The organism is Xanthomonas sp. NCPPB 4467 (assembly GCF_041475665.2).
Lineage (GTDB): Bacteria > Pseudomonadota > Gammaproteobacteria > Xanthomonadales > Xanthomonadaceae > Xanthomonas > Xanthomonas dyei.
The window spans coordinates 2,129,651-2,152,257 of record NZ_CM191260.1 but is presented as its reverse complement, the minus strand read 5'-3'; the positions used below and the strand labels follow the sequence as shown (position 1 = coordinate 2,152,257).

Here is a 22,607-nt window from a genome sequence, read left to right as displayed (position 1 = left end):
GCTCAGGCCGTCAACCGCCAGGCGCGATGGATGCGTGCATGGCGTTCGAAATCCGGGTCGATGGTGCGTGGGCTGATTTCCTCGCACTGCGCGAACTCGGCCACCGCTTCTTCATCCAGCTTGAAACGGCGGAAGTTGTTGGAGAAATACAGCACGCCGCCCGGCGCCAGACGCGCCACCGCCGCGCGCAGCAAACGCACATGCTCGCGCTGGATATCGAAATCCTCTGCGCGCGCGGAGTTGGAGAAGGTCGGCGGATCGCAGAAGATCACGTCGAAGTGCGCGCGCTCGGCTTCCAGCCAGGCCAGCGCATCGGCCTGCACCAGCTTGTGCTTGCTGCCGGCCTGGCCGTTCAAGGCCAGGTTGTCGGCGCACCACTGCAGATAGGTGCCGGATAGATCCACGCTGGTCGTGGCGCTGGCGCCAGCCACCGCCGCCTGCACGCTGGCCACGCCGGTGTAGCAGAACAGGTTGAGGAAGCGCCGCCCCTTGGACTGCTGCGCCATGGTGCCGCGCAACGGGCGGTGATCCAGGAACAGGCCGGTATCGAGGTAATCGAACAGGTTGACCCGCAACAACGCGCCATGCTCGCGCACGTTGACGATTTCGTTGCGCTGCTCGAAGCGGCCGTACTTGCTGCCGCCCTTGCCACGCTCGCGCGACTTCAGTGCAACGCGCTCGGCCGGCACCTCGAACACCTCGCGCGCAGCCGCCAACAACTCGCCCAGACGCCGGCGCACATCCGCCTCGGGAATGGTCGCCGGCGCTGCGTATTCCTGCACATGCAGGAAGCTGCGTCGGTCGCCATCGGCTTGCTGATACACGTCGATGGCAGCGGAATATTCCGGCAGGTCGGCATCGTAGACGCGGAAGCACTCGATGCCTTCGCGGGCGCGCCACTTCTTGAATTTCTGCAGGTTCTTGCGCAGGCGGTTGGCCACCATCTGCGCGCCTTCGCTGAGCGCGGTGGGCGCTGCCAACGGGGTGCGCCGCGGCACCGCGATCGGGTCGCAGACGATCAACGCGCACTCGATCGCGCCATTGAACAACTGGTACTTCTTGCCCGCGCGCAAGCCAGTGGCGTAGGCCAGCTCGGCATTGCCGCACAGCAGGCTCGCGCGCCACTGCGGTACCACGCGCTGCAAGGTGTCGCCAAGCTTGCGATACAAGGCCGCATCGGCGGCCAGACGCTCGTCGTAAGGCGGATTGCAGACCACCACGCCGGTGGCCTGCGGCGGGGTCTGCAGGTCGCCGACCTCGCGCACGCCGAACCAGATCGCCTCGGCCACACCGGCCACCTGCGCGTTCTCCTTGGCGGCGCGGATCGCATGCGGGTCCATGTCGCTGCCATGGATCACCTGCTTCAGCGCGGCACGGCCTGCGCTGTCGCGTTCGCGTGCTTCATCGACCAGCTGCTGCCAGACCGCACGGTCGAACCCGCGCCAACGGCTGGGCACGTCGCTGCCGTAGCGCTGCAGACCAGGCGCGACGTCGGCGGCCATCAAGGCGCCTTCGATCAACAGCGTGCCGCTGCCGCACATCGGGTCCAGCAAGCCGCCGCCGTCGGCATATGCGCGCGGCCAGCCGGCGCGCAGCAGGACGGCAGCAGCCAGGTTTTCCTTCAGCGGCGCTTCGTTCTGCGCCATGCGCCAACCGCGCCGGTGCAACGGGCCGCCGCCCAGGTCGATCGAGATGGTGGCGCGGCCCTTGCGCAGCGACAGGTTCAACCGCAGGTCGGGGCTTTCAACATCCACCGACGGGCGTTCCAGTCCCTGACGGCGCATGGTGTCGACCACCGCATCCTTGATGCGCTGTGCGGCATAGCGCGCGTGGGTGATCGCGGTGCCGGAGACGTGCGCGTCCACCGACAAGGTGTGTCCCACCGACAGGTGCTCGTCCCACGGCAGCTCGGACACACCGGCATACAGCGCGTCCTCGTCCGGGCAATCGAACTCGGTGAGCGGCCACAGCACCCGGCTGGCCAGGCGCGACCACATGACGGCGCGCAGCGCGTCGCGCGGTTCACCCTCGACATTCACGCCGGAGATGGTGGCGGTGGCCTTGCCGGCACCGAGCGCGAGCAGCTCGTCGGCAAGCAGGTATTCCAGGCCCTTGGCACAGGATGCGAAGAATTTCACGTAGGCAGGTATCGATAAAGACGCTGGCGCGGCGGCGAGCGTGGGAGCAGGACAGCGGGCCGGCGCCCGGGTGGGCAGTGCCGTGGTCGCCGTGGATGGGCCGCAAATGGTCGACCATCGGGGCCGGCATTACCACCCCCGCCGTCCGCACCGCCGGGCGCACGGTTCACCAGGGCGCCAGCCGCCACTGCGCCTGCCCGGTGTCCAACCGCTGCTGCAGGCCCAACCGGTCCAGGAAGGCGGCATCGTGCGAGGCCACCAGCAGCGCGCCGGTGCAACTGCGCAGCAGCGTCTCGATCGCCTCGACAGAGGCCAGATCCAGGTGATTGGTGGGTTCGTCCAGCAACAGCAGCTGCGCCGGCTGAGCCCGATACAGCGCGCAGGCCAGCGCTGCCTTGAGCCGCTGGCCGCCGCTGAGCTGGCCGGTGGGCAGGTCGGCGCGCTGCCGGTCCAGCCCCAGCAAGGCCAGGCGCAGCCGCTGGGCGTGCTCGGCCGCGGCGGGGTCGGCATCGCACAGCTGCGCAGCGGCCGAGCGCGCCGGGTCGAGCATGGCCAGATCCTGATCCAGATAGGCCACCGGCACATGTACCTCGCACTGGCCGGCCTGTGCCGCCAGGCGTCCGCCCAACAGCTGCAGCAGCGAGGATTTACCGCTGCCGTTCGGGCCAACCAGCCCGATGCGGGGCTGGCCGTGCAGCAGCAGATCCACACGCCGCCCACCCAGCCGCCCATCCGCCAACTGCACCTGCTGCAGGGTCGCCAGGCGTTGCGACGCGCCTGCCGCCGTCGCTGGTGCCAGCAACGCAATGGCCGGTGGGGCCTCCAGCTGGGCTGCGGCCCGGGTTACCGCCTCGGACAAGCGCGCCTGTTCGGCCTGTCGATGCTGCTGCAGCCGGCCGGCACTGACCTCGCTGCGCTGCCGCTGGCCCCCGAGCAGGATCGGCGCCTGATTGGCCTGCGCCGCCGCGCGCGCGCCACGCGCCTGGCGTTGCTGCTGGCGCATGTGCTGCTCGCGCAATGCCTGTTCGCCGTGCGCACGCGCCTGTTTGCGCTGCGCAAGCAGCTCGCCGGCCGCCTGCTGCTCGCGTGCGTGTTGCTGCGCGTAGTGGGTGTAGTTGCCGCCATAACTGCGTACCCCGTGCGCGGACAGCGCCAGGATGCGCTGCATGCCGTCCAGCAACACCCGGTCATGGCTGATGATCAGCAACCCGCCATTCCACCCCTGCAACTGCGCCAGCAGCCGCTGTCGCTGCGGGCCGTCCAGATGGTTGCTGGGCTCATCCAGGATCAGCAGGTCCGGTTGCGTCAGCCAGGCGCCGGCAAGCGCCACCCGCATGGCTTCGCCGCCACTCAGATGCGCGGCGGGGGCCTGCGGATCGCGGCCACCCAGCCCTTGCTGCTTGAGCGCTGCAGCGAACTCGGCGTGGGCATTCCAGCGCTCGCCCACCCGCTCGAAATCGGCAGGCGCCACGCTCCCGGCGGCGATCCGGTCCAGCGCGTCCAGCAACGGCGCAACCCCGGCCAGATCGGCGATGCGCTGGCCCGGTGTCGCGCTCACGCGCTGCGGCAGGTAATGCACGCTGCCACGGCGTACGCAGCGGCCGCTGCTGGGGGCCAGCTGGCCGGCCAGCAGACGGCCGAGCACGCTCTTGCCCACGCCATTGCGCCCGACCAGGCCGGTGCGGCGCTGATCGATGTGCAAGGTCAGATCGGAAAACAGCGTGCTGCCATCGGGCAGCACGAACGCGACGCTTTCCAGCGTCAACGACGGACAGGTCATCAGTGACTCCATTGCATGCCAGGACACGTCGCGTTCCAGACGGAACGGCAACGGGTATGGCCGTCATCGCGACGGCGGCATCAATGGCGCATTGGACCAATCCTCGAACAGTGGGTGCAGCACAAGTGTAGGCCGGTCTGCGGCTGCACCGAAACCCCTGGACATCACTGGGCCGAACAATCCGCTCAACAACAGCGAAATATCCGCAGGAAAAACGCATGCCTGCACGCTTGCAGTCCGCCCTGCCGCTTAGGGCGGCTCACACCACGTAGCGACCAGTCGTCAGGTCGGTGCGGGGGGCGCGCAGAAACCGGAGTGTACGCGTGATACATGCCGCACAGAGCACCGGCCGCGCCCGTCTGGTAGTGAGCACATTCGTTTTGTGAGCTGCTCTTAGCCGACGCGCGCGCCTGGCGTTATCGGCATCCGCAATCGCGCGCCAACGCAGCGGACACTCCACTGCAACGTACCGACACGCCATGCCGCGAGAGAGTCGGTGCCTGGTCGCTCCCCTCAGGCATGCATCGGCTTTTGCGCAATCACAGTGGGAAAGATGCTGGCGCGATCGTCGATGAAGCGCACGCTTGCAAAGCCGGCACTTTCCAGCTGCGTGCGCGTCTGCGCATGGGTGCGAAACGATGCCCAGCGCGCCTGGACGACATCGATAAAGACCTGGCTCTGCAGCACCAGCGATGCCTGGTCCATCAGCGCCAGTTTCCACGGGGATTGCGCGCACAGGCTGGGCGGAGGCGTCAGGAAACTCGCCACCAGCGTGCCGCCCGGCCGCAGCCTGTTGAAGAACGCGCGATAGAGCGCGACCACACGCGCATCATCCGGCTCGTAGAGATTGAGGCCGTTGCTGGTCACCACGTCCACACTCTCTGCATCGCCCTGCGCCCAGGCATCTTCCAAACGCAGCGACAGCTGCTGCTCCAGCCCGTAGCGACGCGCCAGCTGCAGCGCGCCGTCCAGCGCTTGCGGGTCCAGATCGATCCCGATCAAGCGCACATCCGGGCACTGCCGGTAATCCAGACTCAACACATCGCCCATCCATCCGCATGGCACCGACGCGAGCGTCATGCCGGGCCGCAACAAGGCCTGCAATTGCGCACGGAAAATGCCGAACCGCTCGCGGGTTGCGAGCACGGCCGGCGTCTTCTCGAAAATTTCGTACTCCAGTGCCGGTGTGGTATCCGGCGGCAGGGTCCCCGCCTCATAGCTCACCAGCCGATGCGTCCATTCCGCATTGAGCCCGCGATTGCGTAGCAGGAATCGCCCGAGCTCCATCTCCCACAGCGCATCGACCAGTTGCAGCAGACGCTCCACTTCGGCAGCAGAACGGCCGGTGTCCTGCCGCAGTCGCGACCTGATCGACGCGAGCAGGGTCGCATCATCGTGCAAGGCGTCGCCCGCATGCGAAATCAGGCGCGCATGCGCCGCGTTTGGCGGCATCGGTGACTCGTCGTGTTGCATCTTTCACCTCGGCAAGCGTCGATCGCTGGTGCCGACCATGGTGACGAACGCGGCAATACGCTGCGGCCGGAAGCGCGATGCAGGGTGCCGGTGAGCGAACGGGCGCCGCGTGCGCGCAGCATCGCGACTGCATCCGGTCACGCGTGTGCAGCGCAGCGCGCGACTCAGCCCAGACCGAAAGCCGGGTGATAGGCCACATCGGCCAGCGGCAACAGCCGGTCGCCGAACGCCAACGCCTGCAATTCCGATACCGGTGCGTCGGGCATGCTCAGGCCCGGCTCGACGGCGAACCCAAACCGCCGGAAAAAACCGGGTTCGCCAAAGGCAACGCATCCCGCCGCGCCGCGCTCGCGCAAGGTCGCCAGGGCTGCGTGCACCAGACGGCTGCCCAGGCCCTGACGTTGGTGGCCCGGGCCCACCGCCAGCGGCCCCAGCGCGAACCAGCCGGACGAGCCGTCGGACAAGCTCACCGGCGACACTGCCAGATGGCCGACCACATACCCCTCGTGGTCGGCGACCAATGACAATGCCAGCGCATCGTCACCACGCAGCGCGGCGATCACATGCTGTTCGTCATGACGGCTGTGCTCGGCGCGCATGAACGCCACCATGGTCAATATCTCGATGGCTGCCGCGTCGCCGTCGCTGGCCTCGCGGATCAGCACCGCCATCGGCGGCTCGGGCTGCACCGGTGGCATGTCGTCGGCCTCGTGCATCACAGGCGCTGCAACAGCTCGGCGAACGCGTTCGCTGCCGTGTCCACATGCGCGGCAAGATCGTGCTCATCGTCGACCAGCAACAGCCGCGCCCGACGCGCCTGCGCCCAGGCGATGACATCTGCGGCGGGAATCAGCGCATCGCGCCAGGCATGCACCACCGAGATCGGTACCTGCGCAGCATCCAGCGCCGGCAGCGGGCCCATCGTGGTCGGCGGCACCATCAAAAACAGCCCACGCGTCGGCACCTGCAGCGATACCTGCGCGGCGATATAGGCGCCCAGACTGGAACCGACCAGCACCAGCGGCCCCTTGTCCGCGGCGTCGCGTGCGATCTGCAGCAATCGCTGCAGGCGTCCGCGTACGTCACCGAGCGGGCTGACATCGCGCAGCGCATCCAGATCGGTGAAATCCGGGCGTTCGTGGGTCCAGCCCAGGCGGTCGGCAACCTCGGCCAATGCGCTGACCTTGCGCGCCGCAGGGCCGCTCTCGAACCCGTGCGCCAGAATGCAATGGCCGCGGCTCATAGCGCCTGCACCGTATCGCCAATACGCAGCACACCGCCGCGCAGCACGCGCGCGCACAAGCCACCGTGTCCCCGCATCGCGTTGTAGCCGCCCGCGCCCAGCGCATCTTCCATGCGCGAACAGGGGTCGCACGGGTCGGTGCCTTCCAGCTCGACATCGCCGATGCGGAAGCGTCGCCCTTTCAACGCGATCAGCGGAATGCCCGACACCACCAGATTGCGTCGCAGCGTGGCCGGCGCGATCGTCGCATGCCCTGCCAACGCCGCGATCACCGGCAGATGCTCGGCCTGGATCAAGGTGATCCCCCGCTTGCCGCTGCCGCCCTTGTAACGATCGCCCACCAGCCCGATGCCGGTGGTGGCCTGTGCGGCGTCCACCTCCAGCATCTCCACATCACGCGCAGGACGCACGCCGATCCAGGTCACCTGACCGGTCTGCGGCAGCGTCGCCATCAATTTGCCCAGCGGGCTGTCGGGATTCAAAGCCATCGGGCAATGCTAGCATTCGCTTCATGTCCGATGCAGTCCTGCCGTCGCCGCCGATCACCTACGCGCCGTTGCCTTACGAATCGCGACTGGCACGCCGCCGGCTCGAGCAGATCGACATGGTGGTCATCCACTGCACCGAACTGCCGGATATGGCGATGGCACGCGACTACGGCGAGCGCGTGCTCTACGACAGCGGCACCGGCAACAGCGGGCATTACTACATCGATCGCAACGGCAGCATCCAGCAGTACGTGGCGCTGGATCGCGTCGCGCATCACGTGCGCGGCCACAACCCGCATACCTTGGGCATCGAACTGGTCAACAGCGGCCGCTATCCGCACTGGCTCGATTCGCGCCATCAGGCGATGCGCGAGGCGTATCCGGACGTGCAGATCGCCGCGCTGGTGACCTTGCTGCAGTGGCTGCAGCAGCAGCTGCCATCGGTGCGCCGCATCGCCGGCCATCAGGAGCTGGACACCACCCAGGAAGCGGCGAGCGACGATCCGGCACGCAAGATCCAGCGCAAGCTCGACCCCGGCCCGTTGTTTCCATGGCCCCGTATCGAAGCGGCGGTCGGCTGGGCGCACGCATTGCGTTGAGCGCGCGCCGGTTACGCGGCAGGCAACGCACGCAAAACCAGAGCGATCAAGGATCCATGGCGCGATAGGTTTTTTCGCCTGCATTCACCGCTACCGTCAGCCGATTTTCCGGCGGCGCGATCGGGCAGACCACATGCGGGGTGAACGCGCAGGGCGGATTTTCGGCCAGATTGAAATCGAGCAGCACGCGGCCATCGCGCGGCATCTCCGTGAACAGATAGCGCGCGCCGCCATAACTTTCCTTGCCGCTGGTGCGATCGGTAAACAGAAAAAACAGGCCGCTGCCATCGTCCTGCGCGAGCGGCTGCAGATGGTATTCCCGACCATCGCGGATAAACACCGCCTCGCCTGGAACCTCCGCCGTCAGTGGCGTGCCGATGGATGTCAGCAAGGTCACCGACCGTGGCGTGGCATACGGCTGCCAGCGCGCATCGACCCGCCACTGCGGGTCGATCGGAAAATACTCAAAGCCCTGAAATGCAGTCAATGCCGGCGCTGCCGGGTCGCGAAAACGCCAGCCAAACAACGTACCGGTCTGCACCAGATAGAACTGCCGGTTGCCCACATCGAGCCGGTCGCCACGCTGGTCCGCCCGCTCAGGCTCCAGACTGACGTCATCCACAGGCTGCCCGTTCAACCTCACCGACGCGCCGGCTGCCGCCTTGAAGCGCACATGACCCTGCCCATCCAGGCTCAATTGGCCCAGCTGTGCTGGGCCGGCAGGCAAGACGAGATCGTTGTGCGAATCGCTGCCCACCTGGTACTGACCTGCACGCACGCGACCGGAGCCGGTGTAGCTCAGCCAGCCATCGGGCGCACGCACCTGTGCCAGACGCTGCGCGCGCGCTCGTTCCAATGCAAGCCGGTACACCTGCTGCTTATCGGTCGTCGAACGCTTGGAGACACGCACATCGCCAGCGTCACCAGAGCTTGCCGAACACGCAGCCATCGCCATCACTGCGACGCACAAGGCGCCCTTCTGCAACTGCAACCGCATGCATCCACCCACCACTGCAAGAAACTGCGCTCCGCGCAGCGAGCCTGCGTCCCCACAGACCACCCTTCCTGCCGGTATTGTGCCTGATCAGGAAGCGGTCGCGACCGGACGTGCCGGATCCTGCAGCCAGCCGCTCCAGGAACCGGCATACACGCGCGCACCTGACAAGCCAGCCACTTCCAACGCCAACAGCAGATGGCAGGCGGTCACGCCCGATCCGCACATCACCACGGCCTGCTCGGGCGTGTAAGCGCCCAGCAATGCAGACAGCTCGGCACGCAATTCATCGGCCGGTTTGAAGCGGCCATCGCGGAGGCTCAGGCCCAGCGGGCGACTCACCGCGCCCGGCACATGCCCGGCAACCGGGTCGATCGGCTCCACCTCACCGCGAAACCGCTCGCTGGCGCGCGCATCCAGCAGCCAACCCGGAGCCTGCCCCAGCCGCGCCAGGATCTGTTCGGCATCCACCACGGCATCGGCATCGAAACTGCCGGGATACGCGGCGCCATCGCGCACTGCCGGCGGCTCGGTGGTCTCGGCCAGGCCGGCGGCACGCCATGCGGCCAGCCCGCCATCGAGCACCGCCACGCGGCGATGCCCCATCAGCCGTAGCATCCACCACGCGCGTGCCGCGGCCATGCTGCCATCGCCCGCGTCGTAGACCACCACCTGGCTGTGCGGATCGATGCCCCACGCGCCCAGGCGCCTGGCGAAGTCGGCGCTGCGCGGCAATGGGTGCCGCCCTTGATCGACACGCGACAGGTCGGCCAGGTCATGATCGAGATCGACGTGATGCGCGCCGGGCAGATGCCCTTGCGCATATGCCTTGCGCGCCGCCTGTGGATCGGGGGCGGTCGGCGGCGCGGCGCGCGCATCCAGCAGCCGCAGCTGTGGGTGCGGCAATGCCGCGGCCAGGGCGGCGCTATCGACCAGCGTGGTCCAGTTCGGATCGGCACTCATGCAACCTGCTCCAGGCGACGACGAAGATTGAGAAGAATGGCCGCGGTGGCGCCCCAGATGCGCTGTCCCGGCCAGGCGTATTCCAGCACGCGACGCGCACGGCCGCGGAATTCCAGCTCCACGCTGCGCAGATTGTCCGGGTCCATCAGATAGGCCAGCGGCACTTCGAAGATCTCGGCCACTTCCTCCGGTTGCGGCACGGCCACGAACGCGGGATCGATCACCGCCACCACCGGCGTCACCCGAAACCCGCTCACGGTCAGGAACGGATCCAGATATCCCAACGCGTGCACCTGCGGCGCACCCAGCGCGATCTCCTCGCAGCTCTCGCGCAATGCCGCCGCTGCCGCATCGGCATCGGAGGGCTCCATCCGCCCGCCCGGGAAGCTGACCTGCCCGGCATGGTGGCGCAGGCTGTCGGTGCGCCGGGTCAGCAGCACCATGGTGCCCTGCTCGCGCGGCACCAGGCCGCACAGCACCGCCGCTTCGGCGGACGCGCCACCTTCGCTCAGGTCGATCATTTCGGCATGGTTCCAGCCTGGGCCGTCGGGTGCGGTGTCCAGCGGATACAGCGCCCGGCGCAACTGCGCATACTCCGGCAGCGCTGCCATGAGCCCACGTGCAGGCAACACTGTGTGCAACAACTCCTGGCGTTCGGCGTCACTCATGCTCATCCAGCGTGCAATTTCATCCAGGCTGCGCAAGCAGCCGACACAGTGCGACTGCGCGTCCAATGAACATACACCGATACACGGGCTGGGCAGATCCCCGCGATTGGAATCGGTGTCGCTCATCGCGCGTTTCCGCAGCCGCGGCGTGGGTGTTTCATCGGTCTCTTCAGCAAGATTGGGACGCCAAAACGACAACGCCGGCCTGGTGGCCGGCGTTGTCAGTGCAACAGCACAAGAATTACTTGACGCTGACCAGCTTGATTTCGAACTGCACCGCGACGTTCGGCGGGAACGGCGTACGCGGGTCGGCGCCATAGGCCTGATCCGACGGCAACGTCACTTCCCACTTGGAGCCGGCCGGCATCTGCAGCAGGGTCTCGCGCATGGCCTTCATTTCGACTTCGCTGACCTTGATGGCCGGGATCTGCTGCGCCGGACGCGCCTTCTCGCGATCGCCGAAGGGGAACGGGCCGGCCACTTCCAGCTGCACGGTGCTGGCCTGGGTCGGCTTGGCGCCCTTGCCCGCTTCGATCACGCGGTACTGCACGCCGCTCGGCAGGGTCTGCACGCCAGCAGTGCCCTTGTTCTTGGCCAGGAACGCTTCGCTCTTGGTCTTGTTGGCAGCAGCGGCCTTGTCGTACTCGGCCTTGGCCTGCTGGGCACGGCCCTGCTCACGCTTCTGGAACGCTTCGACCGCCGGCTTGAGCTGGTCGGCGGTGATCGCCGGCTGCTTCTTGGCATAGGCGTCCTGCAGACCCTTTACCACCGCGTTGATGTCGAGCTGCTCGCCGCGACCGGTGAGCTCGGCAAGGTTATTGCCGTAGTCGTAACCGAAGTAATAGCTCAACTTGCCCTTTTCGGACGTCGTGTCCTGGGCCAGTGCATTGCCCGTCAGGGCCAGGGCCGCCACAGCGACCGCGATAGAACGCAACTTCATCAAACAATTCTCCAGGGTGGTGGCACAGGACGGGTCTGCCGCCTGAGATGACGCGCTAGGATAGCGGCCGCGATACCGAACCGCTACTTATCACGAAAGCTATGACCAGCAAGGCTTTCGGAAGTTCCGTATTTACTATTTTTTTACGTTCGCAAGGGTGTGCCATGTCCAATGACGTCATTCTGATCGCCGATCACGCCAGTGTCCGGACCATTACGGTCAATCGGCCGGACAAACTGAACGCATTGAACCGCGACACCATGCTGGCGCTGGACCAGGCGTTCCTGGACGCGGAAAACGCCGACGACGTGCGCGTGGTGGTCCTCACCGGTGCCGGGCCCAAATCCTTCGTGGCCGGCGCCGACATCGCCGAAATGAGCGCGTTATCGGCGATGGATGGCCGGGAATTTTCGCTGGTCGGGCAGCGTTTGATGCGCCGGATCGAACGCATGCCCAAACCGGTGATCGGCATGATCAACGGATTTGCGCTCGGCGGCGGGCTGGAGCTGGCAATGGCCTGCCATCTGCGCATCGCCGCATCCACCGCACGGCTGGGGCAGCCGGAAATCAATCTCGGCCTGATTCCCGGCTTCGGCGGCACCCAGCGCCTGTTGCGCCTGACCGGCCGTGCCGCGGCACTGGAACTGTGCCTGCTCGGCATGCCGATCGATGCAGCGCGCGCACTGCAACTGGGCCTGGTCAATCGCGTGGTCGAGCCCGACGCCTTGCAGGAAGAAACCCAGACCCTGGCCCAACGCCTGGCGAGCGCCGCACCGCTGGCATTGCGCGGCATTCTGGACGCGGTGGTGTTCGGCGGCGAATGCGGCATCGAAGAAGGCCTGCAGCTGGAAACCGCGCAATTTGCGCTGTTGTTCGCCAGCGAGGACATGCGCGAAGGCACCCGCGCGTTTCTCGACAAGCGCCCCGCACAGTTCCACAACCGCTGAGCACCCTGATGCCGCACGACCACCTACCGGCACCGCGCGCACTGGCCATGCGCTTGTTCGACTGCGTGCAGGCGGACGATCTTGATCGCGCACTGCAACTCGGCCTGATGGACTACCAGCCAGATCCGCACCTCGATGCAGCGGATGTAACGGTCGTGGCGGCCCTGCTCGCCGCACAACAGCGCCTGCGTACTGCATGGGCGGCGCGCGAACGCTATCGCGCACGTGCCGCACGGCTGCAACGCCGCGCTGCCGAGCGCGACGCACGGCGTGCACCCGCACCGGTGCCCAGCCAGCCGGCAGCGGCGGCGTTGCCACCGTTGGCCGCGGCGATCCTGGCGCGCGCCAAAGCCAAGGCAGCGGGAGGGACGCGGCCATGAACGCTGCACGCCCTGCACCGCCGGCACGCCGCGGCAGCACAATGCGCAAGCCCGAAATACAGGAAATGTTCGAGCGTCTGCGCGAACTCAATCCACACCCGACCACCGAACTGGAATACACCACGCCGTTCGAGTTGTTGATCGCGGTATTGCTGTCGGCGCAGGCCACCGATGTGGGCGTCAACAAGGCCACCCGCAAGTTGTATCCGGTCGCCAATACACCGCGCGACATTCTCGATCTTGGCGAAGAAGGGGTGAAGCGCTACATCGCCACCATCGGCCTGTTCAATGCCAAGGCCAAGAACGTCATCGCCACCTGCCGCATCCTGCTCGAGCAATACGGCGGCGAGGTGCCGCACGATCGCGCAGCGCTGGAAGCCTTGCCCGGCGTCGGCCGCAAGACGGCCAACGTGGTGCTCAACACCGCATTCGGCGAACCGACGATGGCCGTGGATACGCATATCTTTCGCGTCGCCAACCGCACCGGCCTTGCACCGGGCAAGGACGTGCGCGCGGTCGAAGACAAGCTGGTCAAGGTCATCCCTGCAGAATTTTTGAACGACGCACATCACTGGCTGATTCTGCATGGCCGCTACGTGTGCAAGGCACGCAAACCCGATTGCCCGGGCTGCGTGATCCATGACCTGTGCCGCTACCGCGACAAGACCGCGGCGCCAGCCGAACGGCCGCCAGCTTCGAAGCGCTGACCTGATCCAAGAACAGCTAACGACACGACTGCGCTCACCGCCCGCCCGGCGCGGGAGCTACCGGTGCTCGGTGCGGCGGTACCACGCGTCCCTTCCGGTTCCGAGCGCGCCGCCCACCTCCAACTGCAGACTGCTCACTACGTTTGTCAGCCGCTCCAATGCGGCGACATGGCTGACACTCTCTAGCTATTACATACGCGGTCGGGCACAAGCAGGTGCGCGGTAGGCATCACGTCCAGCCAACGCAAATACAAGCCGTCGCGAATCCCCAATCCCGAACTCCCACTCCCGGCCCAAAAAAATCGTGACCGGATGATGCGTCTTTCGGCGCCATGCATCATCCGGTCACGACAGATGTCACCCGGCGCGAACGCCCGGCGTTTATCACTGATTACGCCGCTTTGCGCGGTTCCGGTACCGGCACGCTTTCTGCGGCCGCTCGCCCTTCGACGCGTCGCTCCAGTTCCTTCCAGTCCACCACCAACTCGCATCCGCGCGAGGCCGCATTCCGGCTCCAATCGCGCAGCAATTCGATGCAGGCATGGTCGACGTGATGCAGCTTGGCCACGTCCAGATGCAGCGCGGTGTTCGGCGGCACGCTTTCCAACGTCCGCGCCATTGCCGGCACCTTCAGGAACGTTGCCGAACCCTGCAGGGTCAGATGCATCTCGTCCTTCTTGTCGGCGTGCTCGCGCACTTCGACCTTCAGACGCGAGGAATGCAACGCCAGGCGGAACAGCGACAGGCCGAAGCCGATCAGCACGCCGGTCAACAGGTCGGTCGCCACGATCGCGAAGGTGGTCGCCAGGTAGATGGCCGCAGTTCCACGACCATAGGTCGCCAACTCCTTGACCTGCCCGATCTTGATCATCTTCACGCCGGTATAGACCAGTATGCCGGCCAGACACGCCACCGGCGTCATCCGCAACAACCACGGCAGCAGCATTGCGAACACCAGCAACCAACTGCCGTGCAGGATGGTCGACGCACGCGTGGCCGCACCGGCCTGCACATTGGCCGCACTGCGCACGATCACGCCGGTCATCGGCAACGCACCCAGGAAGCCGCACAGCATATTGCCCACGCCCTGCGCCGCCAGCTCACGGTCGTACTGCGTCCGTGCACCCTGATGCATGCGGTCCACCGCCGCTGCCGAGAGCAACGTTTCGGCACTGGCGATGAAGGCAAAGGTCACCGCCGACACCAGCAAGGTGTGGTTGAACACACCAAAGATGTCGGAGAAGCTCGGGATGGACACCGCGGAGAACAGGTTGGTCGGTACATCGACCTTGTTGACGTTCAATCCCTGTAACTGCACGGTCGCGGTCACCACCACCACTGCGATCAACGCACCCGGCAAAAAGCGCAGACGCTGCGGACGCAGCTTGTCCCAGGCCAGGATGATGCCGATCGTCGCCAGACCCACGAACAATGCCGTGCGGCCGGTACCTTCGCTGATCGCCTGCCACAACACGGCAGGCAATGCGGCGAAGTTCTCCAGACCACGCGCCTTGGGTGCGGCGTCCATCAGCACATGCGCCTGCGATGCCACAATCAGGATGCCGATGCCCGACAACATACCGGCCACCACGGCCGGCGATGTCATGCGGAACCACACACCGGCCCGGCACAGACCGGCCACCAACTGAATCGCACCGGCCACCAGAATCACCGGACCAAGCGCGGCAGCGCCGTGCTCACGCACCAGTTCGAACACCAACACAGCCAGGCCGGCGGCCGGACCGCTCACCTGCAAAGGAGAGCCCGCCAGGAAGCCAACGACCAGACCACCGATGATGCCGGTGATCAGACCTGCGGCCGGTGGCATTCCGGAAGCGATCGCGATACCCATGCACAACGGTAGCGCGACAAGAAAGACCACCACAGACGACAACAAATCACGCCCAAACAGTCCCTGACGGAAATATCCGCCGATACCTGATGTGTTCATGGTCGACTCCGTCAGGCGAGTTCAGCGCGGACGACTTGCTGCAGTCGTGGGCGCGGAGTGGCTTCGGGGGTGCTTTCGGCCAGCAATGGGCGGAAGCCACCCTTCTCGGCATCGAAGGCGCGGATCTCCCCGTGGGCGATATCGTAGATCCAGCCATGAATGCGCAAGGTGCCCGCCGCCAGACGGGCTGCAACCACCGGCTGGGTCCGCAGGTGATCGAGCTGCGAGACCACATTCTCTTCGGTCATGCAGCTCAATGCGTCCTGGCTGGCCGGATCGTGGCCGTGATGCGCGGTGACGTGACGCGCCGCATCGGTGTGCTTGAGCCACGCCGCCACGGACGGAACATCTTCCAGCGATTCCGGCTTGAGCACGGCCTTCATGGCGCCGCAGTCGGTGTGGCCGCAGATCACGATGTGACGTACGCCGAGCACGGCGATGGCGTACTCGATTGCCGCCACCACGCCACTGACGTGCTGGGAGTAAGGCGGGACGACATTGCCGATATTGCGGTAGACGAACAATTCGCCGGGCTGCGCGGAGAAGATCAGCTCCGGCATGACGCGCGAGTCGGCGCAGGTGATGAACAAGGTATGCGGGCTCTGGCCGCCGGCCAGTTCCTGAAAGCGCGCACTCTGGCGCGGATACACTTCCTTACGGAAATGGCGAAAACCTTCTAGCAAACTTTCCATGGGAGATTCCTCTAGGCAACGGATGGCGACCCGCGGCGCAAACCGCGAATTGCAAAGACAAACAAATCAATCGGAAATCCGGCGCAGCGCACCGGGTACAGCGACAGCGGGGATCAGCCAAGCAATGCGTTTGGAGGACGCAGTTGCGGGATCAGGTCGCGTTTTTGATTTGCCGGCGCATGATGCGCGTGCCAAGAAGGGGAATACCGCGCCAGCATCGGCCATGCTTGGGAGAGCAAGGGGATATCGTCCGCAGGGTGGGTATCGACTTGGCTTTGCGTATCGCCTTCGTCCTGCGGATCTTCTGCTGCGTCGCGTTCTTCGCCAGCATCCACCATCACCGCCACGCCGCCGCCCACCAACGCATCGTAGATGCGCGTGTGTGCGTTGGCTGCCGACCACGCGGTGAGCGCGAGCAGGCAGACCAACAGCAATTGGAGGAATCGAGGAAACATGGCCTCGAAACTAACAATTTAGAAGCTGCAAGCGCAAGTGGTGCGTTGCACAACCTGACACATATGTTCAGTGGGCAATGGTTGCGGTTCAGGTCGCTACGCCAGGCAGCCTCGACAGCCGCCAATTCAGAGTGACGTGCAGCATTGTCACAGAGCAGCGTCGTTCAGGTATTTGACACGCGATGACACAGTCTAAACACGCGTAAACTCTTGTCTTTGTTGGCAAAAATCATTTATGACGTTTCTGTGGTTTTGTCACATTAACGCAACTTTCACACCATAGCCTGCGCCCACTTTCTCAGGTCGCAAGGCATCTATGAAACTCGCTCCCACCCTGCTTGGTTCGGCCCTATTGCTGGCACTGGCCGCACCCGCCGCGCATGCCGAAATCGCCATTGATGTCATTGGTGGCTCGGAGGTCTCGCTGGAAGGCCTGGTCCAGGCCGACGGCAACTGGTTCCACAACGATGTGCAGGACCTCAATGGTCCGATCGGTGCCAATGGCGACAATTCCGAATTCAGCATCCGTCGCGCCGAGCTGGTGCTCAAGGGCAAAGGCCCGGGCAACGTCGAATGGGTGGCCGGGTACGACCCGAGCGTGCTGAAGGAAGTGACCATCCGCGGCACCACCATCCGCAGCACCGGCCGTTTTCTGGACAACAACGTCAAGTACAAGTTCGGCGGCAACGCCAATAACTACCTGCAGATCGGTCAGTTCAAGCAGCCCAACAGCCTGGAAGAACTGTCCAGCACCAAGAACAACGATTTCGTATCCAAGGCGTCGGTGACCAATACCTACGGCATCTCGCGCCGGCTGGGCGTGGCGTACGGCATGGGCGACAACAACTGGAGCGTGACTGCCAGTGCATTCGGCCGCGAGCTGACCCGTAACCAGGCCCATGGCAGTGGCTACGGTGCGCGCGGCACCTGGGCCCCGATCAACGAAAGCGGCAACGTGCTGCACTTCGGCCTGAGCTACCTGGGTTACGACACCGATGACGACACCCTGCGCCTGCGCGCACGTCCGGACGCCGACCTCACCACCATCCGTCTGATCGACAGCGGCGCCATCACCAATGTGGATCGCGTGGGCGTGGCCGGTGCCGAAGCGATGTGGGTCACCGGGCCGTTCAAGCTGCAGAGCGAATATTTCCAGGAGAGCGCCAAGCGCATCGGCAACAACGCGCAGGATTACAAGAGCGACGGTTGGTACGTCAGCGGCGTGTGGAACATCACTGGCGAAACCTGGGGCTACAAGGCCGGCGTGCCGACCACCCCGCTGCCGAACGAACCGGCATCGGGCCTGTGGCAGTTGGCCGTGCGCTACGACACCCTTGACCTCAACGATGGTCACCTGATCGCCAATGGCAACACTCCGTTCGTGGACGGCGTGCTGGGCGGCAAGATGAACGTGTGGACCATCGGCGCCAACTGGTACTGGCGCTCCAACTTCAAGTTCGCGCTGGACTACGCGAAGGTGGAAAGCACGCGTTACAGCAGCGCCACGCGCGGCCTGGTCGATGACAACCCGTCGATCATCGAGGCACGTGCGCAGTTCTATTGGTAAGCGTCTGCGTCCCTGTCCACCGCGTGCGCTCGCCTGAGCGCACGCGGTGGCAGGATTCGCGTCAACGTACTCCGGCGCGCGCTGGCATAACGCCATTTTATTTCTGTCATCTCTCCGACACCTCACGGTCATGCCCTTGCCCTGCAATGGCGCAACCGCGGGACGTCGTGATCCCCACCCTCTTCTGGAGCTGTTCCGTGACCCACTCCTTCAAAACCCGTCTGGCCGTCGGCGTGCTCGCCGCTTCGCTGGCACTGTGCGCCCAGGCGGCCGATGTCACCGGCGCCGGTGCGTCCTTCATCTACCCGGTGATGTCCAAGTGGTCGGCCGACTACAACGCCGCCACCAAGAAGCAGGTCAACTATCAATCGATCGGCTCGGGCGGCGGCATTGCCCAGATCAAGGCGGCCAGCGTGGACTTCGGTTCCTCCGACGCCCCGTTGAAGCCGGAAGAACTGGCCGCTGCCGGCCTGGCGCAGTTTCCGTCGGTGATCGGCGGCGTGGTGCCGGTGATCAACGTGGCCGGTATCGCACCGGGCGCGCTCAAGCTCGACGGCAAGACCCTGGGCGATATCTTCCTGGGCAAGGTCAGCACCTGGAACGATCCGGCCATTGCCGCGCTCAACCCGGGCGTGAAGCTCCCCGACGGCAAGATCACCGTGGTGCATCGCTCCGATGGCTCGGGCACCAGCTTCAACTTCACCAACTACCTGTCCAAGGTCAACCCGGACTGGAAGAGCAAGGTGGGCGAAGGCACCGCCGTGCAGTGGCCGAGCGGCATCGGCGGCAAGGGCAACGAAGGCGTGGCTGCCTACGTGAAGCAGATCAAGGGCGGCATCGGCTACGTCGAGCTGTCGTACGCGCTGCAGAACAAGATGGCCTACACCGCGATGAAGAACGCTGCCGGCAAGTTCGTGCAGCCGTCCGATGAAACCTTTGCTGCGGCGGCCAACAGCGCTGACTGGGGCAATAGCAAGGACTTCTACCTGGTCATGACCAATGCCGCCGGCGATAACGCCTGGCCGATCACTGCCACCAACTTCATCCTGGTGCAGAAGAAGCCGAAGAATGCCGCGGGCCTCAAGAACACGCTGGAGTTCTTCCGCTGGGTCTACAGCAAGGGCGATGCGCAGGCCAAGGCACTGGACTACGTGCCGCTGCCGGACAGCCTGGTGACGCAGATCGAAGGCTATTGGGCCAAGAACCTGCCGCGCTAACCGCGTGCAGTGACGCCGCCGCGTGCATCGCCAGGTGCACGCGGCGGCCGTTGAAGACGGTGGTTGCGCGCGAGCACGGGCTTTGCGTGCATCCACCGGGCACGGCTGACACCTGCGTGTCACGTTGACTGGCCACTCTCAGCACGACAGGAACGACGCCGTCTCTCTCCCCGGCGTCGGGACCGGGACGCGGATCCCGGGGGGTGCGATGCCCTCCGCGGTCCGCGTCTTTTTTTGTGATGCCTCTCCAGAAGGCACTGTCATGCGGGTGTAACAAAAACATCATTTCATAGCATGGTCTGCCGGACACCCGGCCAATCCAGCCTCGGAGCTTCCATGAAATTGCAGTCGGCCAGCCTGACCGCCCTGTCCCTCACCATCGCCCTTGCCCTGGCTGCGTGTTCGCCCGGCAAGGACGCGCAGTCCGGCGAAGCCGCCAAGGGCGCCCCCGGCGCAGGCGCCACCGCCAGCGACAGCAAGGCCGCGGAAATCTCCGGTGCCGGTGCGTCCTTCATTTACCCGCTCGTGTCCAAGTGGTCGGCCGACTACAACGCCGCCACCGGTAACAAGGTGAACTACCAGTCGATCGGTTCCGGCGGCGGCATTGCCCAGATCAAGGCCGGCACGGTGGATTTCGGCTCGACCGACAAGCCGCTCGATAGCGCCGAGCTGCAACAGGCCGGCCTGGGCCAGTTCCCGTCCGCCATCGGCGGCGTGGTGCCGGTGGTCAATCTGGAAGGCATCGCGCCGGGCAAGCTGCGCCTGACCGGCGCGCTGCTGGGCGATATCTTCCTGGGCAAGGTCAGCATGTGGAACGACGCGGCGATTGTCGCGGCCAACCCGGGCGTGACCCTGCCGGCGACCAAGATCAATCTGGTGCACCGCTCGGACGGTTCGGGCACCACCTTCAACTTCTCCAACTACCTGTCCAAGGTCAGCCCGGAGTGGAAGAGCAAGGTCGGCGAAGGCACCTCCGTGCAGTGGCCCGGTGGCGTCGGCGGCAAGGGCAACGAAGGCGTGGCCTCGTACGTGCAGCAGATCAAGGGGTCGATCGGCTACGTCGAGCTGGCCTACGCGCTGCAGAACAAGATGCCGTACACCTCGCTGCAGAATGCCGCCGGCCAGTGGGTCGAGCCGAATGCAGACAGCTTTGCCGCCGCTGCAGAGAGCGCCGACTGGGCCAATGCCAAGGACTTCAATCTGGTGATCACCAATGCGCCGGGCGAGAAGGCCTGGCCGATCACGGCCACCAACTTCATGCTGATGCACAAGCAGGCCAAGGATGCGGCGCGCAGCAAGGCGACGCTGGACTTCTTCAAGTGGGCGCTGGAAAACGGCCAGGCCCAGGCCAGCGAGCTGCATTACGTGCCGCTGCCGCCTGAGCTGGTGAAGCAGATCGAAGCCTATTGGGGCAGCGAGTTCAAGTAATGCCTGCATCCCGCCTGCATGGCGGGCTGCGCGGCGGTGAGGTGCCTGCGGGCGCCTCACCGTTCCTGATGTCTCACGCTCCCGCCAATGCGCGGGTGACGAGTTCAATCGAATGAATGCCACCGCCCTTCCCGAAGCGATGACCGCCCCCCGCGGCCGCGACCTGCGCGATGCGCGCGCCGATCGCCTGTTCAAGCTTGCGCTGGCCGCCACCGTCGTATTCGTCCTGTTGGCGCTCGGCAGCGCAGCGCTGTCGATGTTGTGGGGCGGACGCCACGCACTGCAGATGCAGGGCCTGAGCTTTTTCTATTCCGCCGACTGGAATCCGGTCGAAAACAAGTACGGCGCGCTGGCGCCGATCTACGGCACCTTGGTCACCGCCCTGATCGCGATGGTGATTGCGGTGCCGGTGAGTTTTGGCATCGCCTTCTTTCTCACCGAAGTGGCGCCGCGCTGGTTGCGCGGGCCGGTAGGCACGGCAATCGAATTGCTGGCCGGCATCCCGTCGATCATCTACGGCATGTGGGGCCTGTTCGTGCTGGTGCCGGTGATGACCGAGCACGTGACGCCGTGGCTCAACGATCACCTGGGCACGCTGCCGGTGATCGGCCCGTTATTCCAGGGCCCACCGCTCGGCATCGGTTTGCTCACCGCAGGATTCGTGCTGGCGATCATGGTGATCCCGTTTATCTCCTCGGTGATGCGCGAAGTGTTCCTGACCGTGCCGACGCGCCTCAAAGAATCGGCGTATGCGCTGGGTTCGACCAAGTGGGAAGTCAGCTGGGACATCGTGCTGCCGTACACGCGCTCGGCGGTGATCGGCGGGGTGTTTCTGGGCTTGGGACGTGCGTTGGGCGAAACCATGGCGGTGGCCTTTGTGGTCGGCAACACGGTGCGCCTGTCGCCGTCGCTGCTGGAGCCCGGCACCACCATCGCGGCATTGATCGCCAATGACTTCGGCGAGGCCACCGAAACCTATCGCTCTGCCTTGCTGCTGCTGGGCTTTGTGTTGTTCATCGTGACCTTCATCGTGCTGGCGATCGCGCGCTTCATGCTGATGCAGCTGTCGCGTCGGGAGGGCAACTGATGTCTGCCTCTTCGGTCTCGCAATCGCTGTACAACCGGCGCCGCATCACCAATGTGGTGGCACTGTTGTTGTCGTGCATCACCGCGGTGTTCGGGCTGTTCTTCCTGGCCTGGATTCTGTGGACCTTGTTGTCCAAGGGCGTGCCCGGCATCGATCTCAATCTGTTTACCAAGATGACGCCGCCGCCGATGCAGGAAGGTGGCCTGCTCAACGCCTTCTTCGGCAGTGCGGTGATGTGCGGGCTGGCGCTGGCGATCGGCACGCCGTTGGGCGTGGCGGCCGGCACCTGGCTGGCCGAGTATGGCAATGCGCGCAAGGCCGGCATCGTGGTGCGCTTCGTCAACGACATCCTGTTGTCTGCGCCGTCGATCGTGCTCGGCCTGTTCGTCTACACCTTGTACGTGATGCAGACCGGCGGGCGGTTCTCTGCGTTTGCGGGCGCGTTGTCGCTGGCCTTCATCGTGTTGCCGGTGGTGGTGCGTACCACCGACGAGATGCTGCGGCTGGTACCGGCGCAGATGCGCGAAGCGGCCTTGTCGCTGGGCATTCCGCAGTGGAAGGTCACCGTGCAGGTGCTGTACCGCGCGGCATCGGCCGGCATTCTCACCGGCGTGTTGCTGGCGCTGGCACGCATCAGCGGCGAAACCGCACCGCTGCTGTTCACTGCATTCGGCAATCAATACTGGAACAGCAACATCTTCCAACCGATGGCCAGCGTGCCGGTGATCATGAACCAGTTTGCTGGCAGCCCGTACGAATCCTGGCAGACCCTGGCCTGGTCCGGCGCGCTGGTGCTGACCGTGTTCGTCTTGTTGGTGAGCCTGGGCGCACGTGCGCTGCTGTTGCGTAACAAGATTTCCAATGACTGACCTTTCTTTCCGGACACCCGA

Annotated in this window: 22 protein-coding genes and 2 other RNA genes; 10 read left to right on the top strand and 14 right to left on the bottom strand. The window is 65.3% G+C overall.

The window, feature by feature from the left end; translation table 11 throughout:
* Positions 1 to 2: 2 nt before the first annotated feature.
* The 7 genes from rlmKL to ACCQ06_RS09445 all read right to left on the bottom strand — a co-directional run bounded on the left by rlmKL (position 3) and on the right by ACCQ06_RS09445 (position 7,122).
* Entirely contained in the window at positions 3 to 2,138 is a 2,136-nt protein-coding gene (gene rlmKL / locus ACCQ06_RS09475; protein ID WP_316691931.1) for a bifunctional 23S rRNA (guanine(2069)-N(7))-methyltransferase RlmK/23S rRNA (guanine(2445)-N(2))-methyltransferase RlmL, read from the bottom strand.
* A 166-nt stretch (positions 2,139 to 2,304) separates the two neighbouring features.
* On the bottom strand, positions 2,305 to 3,918 hold the full coding sequence (locus ACCQ06_RS09470) for an ABC-F family ATP-binding cassette domain-containing protein (RefSeq protein WP_316691929.1): 1,614 nt from the start codon (positions 3,916 to 3,918) through the stop codon (positions 2,305 to 2,307).
* Positions 3,919 to 4,174: 256 nt separating this feature from the next.
* Positions 4,175 to 4,250: non-coding RNA, sX9 sRNA (locus ACCQ06_RS09465), on the bottom strand.
* A gap of 181 nt (positions 4,251 to 4,431) precedes the next feature.
* On the bottom strand, positions 4,432 to 5,391 hold the full coding sequence (locus ACCQ06_RS09460; protein ID WP_316691927.1) for an SAM-dependent methyltransferase: 960 nt from the start codon (positions 5,389 to 5,391) through the stop codon (positions 4,432 to 4,434).
* Between the two features lie 164 nt (positions 5,392 to 5,555).
* A complete protein-coding gene (locus tag ACCQ06_RS09455; protein WP_228323505.1) occupies positions 5,556 to 6,062 on the bottom strand; it encodes a GNAT family N-acetyltransferase in 507 nt (168 codons plus the stop codon).
* Positions 6,063 to 6,106: 44 nt separating this feature from the next.
* A complete protein-coding gene (locus ACCQ06_RS09450) occupies positions 6,107 to 6,634 on the bottom strand; it encodes an alpha/beta fold hydrolase (protein ID WP_104613846.1) in 528 nt (175 codons plus the stop codon).
* Positions 6,631 to 7,122: an MOSC domain-containing protein gene (locus ACCQ06_RS09445; protein WP_316691921.1), complete on the bottom strand. Its 492-nt coding sequence runs from the start codon at positions 7,120 to 7,122 to the stop codon at positions 6,631 to 6,633. Before ACCQ06_RS09445 ends, ACCQ06_RS09450 begins: the two co-directional genes overlap by 4 nt.
* A 23-nt stretch (positions 7,123 to 7,145) precedes the next feature.
* On the opposite strand from ACCQ06_RS09445, the gene ACCQ06_RS09440 reads away from it, so the two are divergent.
* A complete protein-coding gene (locus ACCQ06_RS09440) occupies positions 7,146 to 7,721 on the top strand; it encodes an N-acetylmuramoyl-L-alanine amidase (RefSeq protein WP_104613848.1) in 576 nt (191 codons plus the stop codon).
* A gap of 46 nt (positions 7,722 to 7,767) precedes the next feature.
* On the opposite strand, the gene ACCQ06_RS09435 is transcribed toward ACCQ06_RS09440, so the two are convergent.
* The 4 genes from ACCQ06_RS09435 to ACCQ06_RS09420 all read right to left on the bottom strand — a co-directional run bounded on the left by ACCQ06_RS09435 (position 7,768) and on the right by ACCQ06_RS09420 (position 11,286).
* A complete protein-coding gene (locus ACCQ06_RS09435) occupies positions 7,768 to 8,718 on the bottom strand; it encodes a DUF1684 domain-containing protein (RefSeq protein ID WP_104613849.1) in 951 nt (316 codons plus the stop codon).
* 87 nt (positions 8,719 to 8,805) lie between these two features.
* Entirely contained in the window at positions 8,806 to 9,678 is an 873-nt protein-coding gene (locus ACCQ06_RS09430) for a sulfurtransferase (protein WP_316691918.1), read from the bottom strand.
* Positions 9,675 to 10,472 carry a CoA pyrophosphatase gene (locus ACCQ06_RS09425; RefSeq protein ID WP_316691916.1) on the bottom strand — a complete coding sequence of 266 codons (798 nt, stop codon included), beginning with the start codon at positions 10,470 to 10,472 and terminating at the stop codon, positions 9,675 to 9,677. The genes ACCQ06_RS09430 and ACCQ06_RS09425 overlap by 4 nt, the downstream gene beginning before the upstream one ends.
* Positions 10,473 to 10,587: 115 nt before the next feature.
* Positions 10,588 to 11,286: an FKBP-type peptidyl-prolyl cis-trans isomerase gene (locus tag ACCQ06_RS09420; RefSeq protein ID WP_104613852.1), complete on the bottom strand. Its 699-nt coding sequence runs from the start codon at positions 11,284 to 11,286 to the stop codon at positions 10,588 to 10,590.
* A 164-nt stretch (positions 11,287 to 11,450) separates the two neighbouring features.
* Between ACCQ06_RS09420 and ACCQ06_RS09415 the strand changes: the two genes are divergently transcribed.
* The 4 genes from ACCQ06_RS09415 (at position 11,451) to ACCQ06_RS09400 (ending at position 13,472) form a co-directional block, all read left to right on the top strand.
* The gene (locus tag ACCQ06_RS09415) at positions 11,451 to 12,233 is read left to right on the top strand and encodes an enoyl-CoA hydratase/isomerase family protein (protein WP_316691913.1); all 783 of its coding nucleotides are present in this window, start codon (positions 11,451 to 11,453) and stop codon (positions 12,231 to 12,233) included.
* 8 nt (positions 12,234 to 12,241) lie between these two features.
* Positions 12,242 to 12,613: a hypothetical protein gene (locus ACCQ06_RS09410; protein WP_316691911.1), complete on the top strand. Its 372-nt coding sequence runs from the start codon at positions 12,242 to 12,244 to the stop codon at positions 12,611 to 12,613.
* Complete coding sequence (gene nth / locus ACCQ06_RS09405) at positions 12,610 to 13,320, top strand: endonuclease III (RefSeq protein ID WP_316691909.1); 711 nt, start codon at positions 12,610 to 12,612, stop codon at positions 13,318 to 13,320. The genes ACCQ06_RS09410 and nth overlap by 4 nt, the downstream gene beginning before the upstream one ends.
* Before the next feature lie 76 nt (positions 13,321 to 13,396).
* Positions 13,397 to 13,472: non-coding RNA, sX9 sRNA (locus ACCQ06_RS09400), on the top strand.
* A gap of 239 nt (positions 13,473 to 13,711) precedes the next feature.
* On the opposite strand, the gene ACCQ06_RS09395 is transcribed toward ACCQ06_RS09400, so the two are convergent.
* The 3 genes from ACCQ06_RS09395 to ACCQ06_RS09385 all read right to left on the bottom strand — a co-directional run bounded on the left by ACCQ06_RS09395 (position 13,712) and on the right by ACCQ06_RS09385 (position 16,397).
* Positions 13,712 to 15,271 carry a SulP family inorganic anion transporter gene (locus ACCQ06_RS09395; RefSeq protein WP_104613856.1) on the bottom strand — a complete coding sequence of 520 codons (1,560 nt, stop codon included), beginning with the start codon at positions 15,269 to 15,271 and terminating at the stop codon, positions 13,712 to 13,714.
* Positions 15,272 to 15,282: 11 nt separating this feature from the next.
* A complete protein-coding gene (locus ACCQ06_RS09390; RefSeq protein ID WP_005996719.1) occupies positions 15,283 to 15,963 on the bottom strand; it encodes a carbonic anhydrase in 681 nt (226 codons plus the stop codon).
* 113 nt (positions 15,964 to 16,076) lie between these two features.
* The gene (locus tag ACCQ06_RS09385; protein ID WP_211287624.1) at positions 16,077 to 16,397 is read right to left on the bottom strand and encodes a hypothetical protein; all 321 of its coding nucleotides are present in this window, start codon (positions 16,395 to 16,397) and stop codon (positions 16,077 to 16,079) included.
* 337 nt (positions 16,398 to 16,734) lie between these two features.
* On the opposite strand from ACCQ06_RS09385, the gene ACCQ06_RS09380 reads away from it, so the two are divergent.
* From ACCQ06_RS09380 to pstA, 5 genes are all read left to right on the top strand, one after another.
* Positions 16,735 to 17,985 carry an OprO/OprP family phosphate-selective porin gene (locus ACCQ06_RS09380; RefSeq protein WP_316691901.1) on the top strand — a complete coding sequence of 417 codons (1,251 nt, stop codon included), beginning with the start codon at positions 16,735 to 16,737 and terminating at the stop codon, positions 17,983 to 17,985.
* 197 nt (positions 17,986 to 18,182) lie between these two features.
* The gene (pstS, locus tag ACCQ06_RS09375) at positions 18,183 to 19,202 is read left to right on the top strand and encodes a phosphate ABC transporter substrate-binding protein PstS (protein ID WP_104614217.1); all 1,020 of its coding nucleotides are present in this window, start codon (positions 18,183 to 18,185) and stop codon (positions 19,200 to 19,202) included.
* Between the two features lie 336 nt (positions 19,203 to 19,538).
* Positions 19,539 to 20,630 (top strand): phosphate ABC transporter substrate-binding protein PstS, encoded by a 1,092-nt coding sequence (gene pstS, locus ACCQ06_RS09370; RefSeq protein WP_316691900.1) that lies wholly within the window; start codon positions 19,539 to 19,541, stop codon positions 20,628 to 20,630.
* Between the two features lie 112 nt (positions 20,631 to 20,742).
* Positions 20,743 to 21,717 carry a phosphate ABC transporter permease subunit PstC gene (pstC, locus tag ACCQ06_RS09365; RefSeq protein WP_039420811.1) on the top strand — a complete coding sequence of 325 codons (975 nt, stop codon included), beginning with the start codon at positions 20,743 to 20,745 and terminating at the stop codon, positions 21,715 to 21,717.
* Positions 21,717 to 22,586, top strand: coding sequence for a phosphate ABC transporter permease PstA (pstA, locus tag ACCQ06_RS09360; RefSeq protein ID WP_039420809.1), 870 nt, complete (start codon positions 21,717 to 21,719; stop codon positions 22,584 to 22,586). The genes pstC and pstA overlap by 1 nt, the downstream gene beginning before the upstream one ends.
* Positions 22,587 to 22,607: the final 21 nt, after the last annotated feature.

Coding starts and splice junctions, on each gene's coding strand:
- pstC (WP_039420811.1), top strand. CDS start 20,743: ATGAATGCCACCGCCCTTCCCGAAGCGATGACCGCCCCCCGCGGCCGC.
- ACCQ06_RS09470 (WP_316691929.1), bottom strand. CDS start 3,918: ATGACCTGTCCGTCGTTGACGCTGGAAAGCGTCGCGTTCGTGCTGCCC.
- ACCQ06_RS09420 (WP_104613852.1), bottom strand. CDS start 11,286: ATGAAGTTGCGTTCTATCGCGGTCGCTGTGGCGGCCCTGGCCCTGACG.
- ACCQ06_RS09425 (WP_316691916.1), bottom strand. CDS start 10,472: ATGAGCGACACCGATTCCAATCGCGGGGATCTGCCCAGCCCGTGTATC.
- ACCQ06_RS09450 (WP_104613846.1), bottom strand. CDS start 6,634: ATGAGCCGCGGCCATTGCATTCTGGCGCACGGGTTCGAGAGCGGCCCT.
- pstS (WP_316691900.1), top strand. CDS start 19,539: ATGAAATTGCAGTCGGCCAGCCTGACCGCCCTGTCCCTCACCATCGCC.
- ACCQ06_RS09415 (WP_316691913.1), top strand. CDS start 11,451: ATGTCCAATGACGTCATTCTGATCGCCGATCACGCCAGTGTCCGGACC.
- ACCQ06_RS09410 (WP_316691911.1), top strand. CDS start 12,242: ATGCCGCACGACCACCTACCGGCACCGCGCGCACTGGCCATGCGCTTG.
- ACCQ06_RS09430 (WP_316691918.1), bottom strand. CDS start 9,678: ATGAGTGCCGATCCGAACTGGACCACGCTGGTCGATAGCGCCGCCCTG.
- ACCQ06_RS09455 (WP_228323505.1), bottom strand. CDS start 6,062: ATGGCGGTGCTGATCCGCGAGGCCAGCGACGGCGACGCGGCAGCCATC.
- pstA (WP_039420809.1), top strand. CDS start 21,717: ATGTCTGCCTCTTCGGTCTCGCAATCGCTGTACAACCGGCGCCGCATC.
- nth (WP_316691909.1), top strand. CDS start 12,610: ATGAACGCTGCACGCCCTGCACCGCCGGCACGCCGCGGCAGCACAATG.
- ACCQ06_RS09440 (WP_104613848.1), top strand. CDS start 7,146: ATGTCCGATGCAGTCCTGCCGTCGCCGCCGATCACCTACGCGCCGTTG.
- ACCQ06_RS09445 (WP_316691921.1), bottom strand. CDS start 7,122: ATGGCTTTGAATCCCGACAGCCCGCTGGGCAAATTGATGGCGACGCTG.
- ACCQ06_RS09460 (WP_316691927.1), bottom strand. CDS start 5,391: ATGCAACACGACGAGTCACCGATGCCGCCAAACGCGGCGCATGCGCGC.
- ACCQ06_RS09380 (WP_316691901.1), top strand. CDS start 16,735: ATGAAACTCGCTCCCACCCTGCTTGGTTCGGCCCTATTGCTGGCACTG.
- ACCQ06_RS09390 (WP_005996719.1), bottom strand. CDS start 15,963: ATGGAAAGTTTGCTAGAAGGTTTTCGCCATTTCCGTAAGGAAGTGTAT.
- ACCQ06_RS09435 (WP_104613849.1), bottom strand. CDS start 8,718: ATGCGGTTGCAGTTGCAGAAGGGCGCCTTGTGCGTCGCAGTGATGGCG.
- ACCQ06_RS09395 (WP_104613856.1), bottom strand. CDS start 15,271: ATGAACACATCAGGTATCGGCGGATATTTCCGTCAGGGACTGTTTGGG.